The 2,500-nt window shown below is 49.0% G+C and carries 1 tRNA gene and 2 rRNA genes (1 of these 3 cut by a window edge); all 3 read left to right on the plus strand.

Going from position 1 to position 2,500, the window contains the following annotated elements:
- Nucleotides 1-147: 147 nt before the first annotated feature.
- Nucleotides 148-1,695: ribosomal RNA gene (locus AX663_RS08885) — 16S ribosomal RNA — on the plus strand.
- A 54-nt stretch (nucleotides 1,696-1,749) separates the two neighbouring features.
- A tRNA-Ala gene (locus tag AX663_RS08890) sits at nucleotides 1,750-1,822 on the plus strand.
- Nucleotides 1,823-1,968: 146 nt separating this feature from the next.
- Nucleotides 1,969-2,500 (plus strand): 23S ribosomal RNA (locus tag AX663_RS08895); it runs 2,368 nt beyond the window's last position.
- The 16S and 23S rRNA genes sit together here with 1 tRNA gene alongside, the layout of an rRNA operon.

Here is a 2,500-nt window from a genome sequence, read left to right on the forward strand (position 1 = left end):
AGTTGTCTTAAGAGAGACAAAGACCTTTGAGAACTGAATAAGAAACCAAGTGCAGGGTTATGATAGAAGAAATTATAACCTGTCAATTTACAAGAATAAATCGTCAGACGACGGTAATGAGTTAACGCTCGAACAATTATTAAATTTTTTAATGAGAGTTTGATCCTGGCTCAGGACGAACGCTGGCGGCGTGCCTAATACATGCAAGTAGAACGCTGAAGAGAGGAGCTTGCTCTTCTTGGATGAGTTGCGAACGGGTGAGTAACGCGTAGGTAACCTGCCTTGTAGCGGGGGATAACTATTGGAAACGATAGCTAATACCGCATAACAATGGATGACACATGTCATTTATTTGAAAGGGGCAATTGCTCCACTACAAGATGGACCTGCGTTGTATTAGCTAGTAGGTGAGGTAACGGCTCACCTAGGCGACGATACATAGCCGACCTGAGAGGGTGATCGGCCACACTGGGACTGAGACACGGCCCAGACTCCTACGGGAGGCAGCAGTAGGGAATCTTCGGCAATGGGGGCAACCCTGACCGAGCAACGCCGCGTGAGTGAAGAAGGTTTTCGGATCGTAAAGCTCTGTTGTAAGTCAAGAACGAGTGTGAGAGTGGAAAGTTCACACTGTGACGGTAGCTTACCAGAAAGGGACGGCTAACTACGTGCCAGCAGCCGCGGTAATACGTAGGTCCCGAGCGTTGTCCGGATTTATTGGGCGTAAAGCGAGCGCAGGCGGTTTGATAAGTCTGAAGTTAAAGGCTGTGGCTCAACCATAGTTCGCTTTGGAAACTGTCAAACTTGAGTGCAGAAGGGGAGAGTGGAATTCCATGTGTAGCGGTGAAATGCGTAGATATATGGAGGAACACCGGTGGCGAAAGCGGCTCTCTGGTCTGTAACTGACGCTGAGGCTCGAAAGCGTGGGGAGCGAACAGGATTAGATACCCTGGTAGTCCACGCCGTAAACGATGAGTGCTAGGTGTTGGATCCTTTCCGGGATTCAGTGCCGCAGCTAACGCATTAAGCACTCCGCCTGGGGAGTACGACCGCAAGGTTGAAACTCAAAGGAATTGACGGGGGCCCGCACAAGCGGTGGAGCATGTGGTTTAATTCGAAGCAACGCGAAGAACCTTACCAGGTCTTGACATCCCGATGCTATTTCTAGAGATAGAAAGTTACTTCGGTACATCGGTGACAGGTGGTGCATGGTTGTCGTCAGCTCGTGTCGTGAGATGTTGGGTTAAGTCCCGCAACGAGCGCAACCCCTATTGTTAGTTGCCATCATTCAGTTGGGCACTCTAGCGAGACTGCCGGTAATAAACCGGAGGAAGGTGGGGATGACGTCAAATCATCATGCCCCTTATGACCTGGGCTACACACGTGCTACAATGGTTGGTACAACGAGTTGCGAGTCGGTGACGGCAAGCTAATCTCTTAAAGCCAATCTCAGTTCGGATTGTAGGCTGCAACTCGCCTACATGAAGTCGGAATCGCTAGTAATCGCGGATCAGCACGCCGCGGTGAATACGTTCCCGGGCCTTGTACACACCGCCCGTCACACCACGAGAGTTTGTAACACCCGAAGTCGGTGAGGTAACCTTTTGGAGCCAGCCGCCTAAGGTGGGATAGATGATTGGGGTGAAGTCGTAACAAGGTAGCCGTATCGGAAGGTGCGGCTGGATCACCTCCTTTCTAAGGAAAAACGGAATGTACTTGAGTTTCTTATTTAGTTTTGAGAGGTCTTGTGGGGCCTTAGCTCAGCTGGGAGAGCGCCTGCTTTGCACGCAGGAGGTCAGCGGTTCGATCCCGCTAGGCTCCATTGAATCGAAAGATTCAAGTATTGTCCATTGAAAATTGAATATCTATATCAAATTCCATATGTAATTAATTACATATAGATAGTAACAAGAAAATAAACCGAAACGCTGTGAATATTTAATGAGTTAGGTCGCAAGACCAAAATAAGGTTAAGTTAATAAGGGCGCACGGTGGATGCCTTGGCACTAGAAGCCGATGAAGGACGTGACTAACGACGAAATGCTTTGGGGAGCTGTAAGTGAGCAATGATCCAGAGATGTCCGAATGGGGGAACCCGGCAGGTAATGCCTGTCACTCATTACTGTTAAGGTAATGTAGAGGAAGACGCAGTGAACTGAAACATCTAAGTAGCTGCAGGAAGAGAAAGCAAAAGCGATTGCCTTAGTAGCGGCGAGCGAAACGGCAAGAGGGCAAACCGAAGAGTTTACTCTTCGGGGTTGTAGGACTGCAACGTGGACTTAAAGATTATAGAAGAACTACCTGGGAAGGTAGGCCAAAGAGAGTAATAGCCTCGTATTCGAAATAGTCTTTATACCTAGCAGTATCCTGAGTACGGCGAGACACGAGAAATCTCGTCGGAATCTGGGAGGACCATCTCCCAACCCTAAATACTCTCTAGTGACCGATAGTGAACCAGTACCGTGAGGGAAAGGTGAAAAGCACCCCGGGAGGGGAGTGA

Source organism: Streptococcus sp. CCH8-H5 (assembly GCF_001556505.1).
Taxonomy (GTDB): Bacteria; Bacillota; Bacilli; order Lactobacillales; family Streptococcaceae; genus Streptococcus.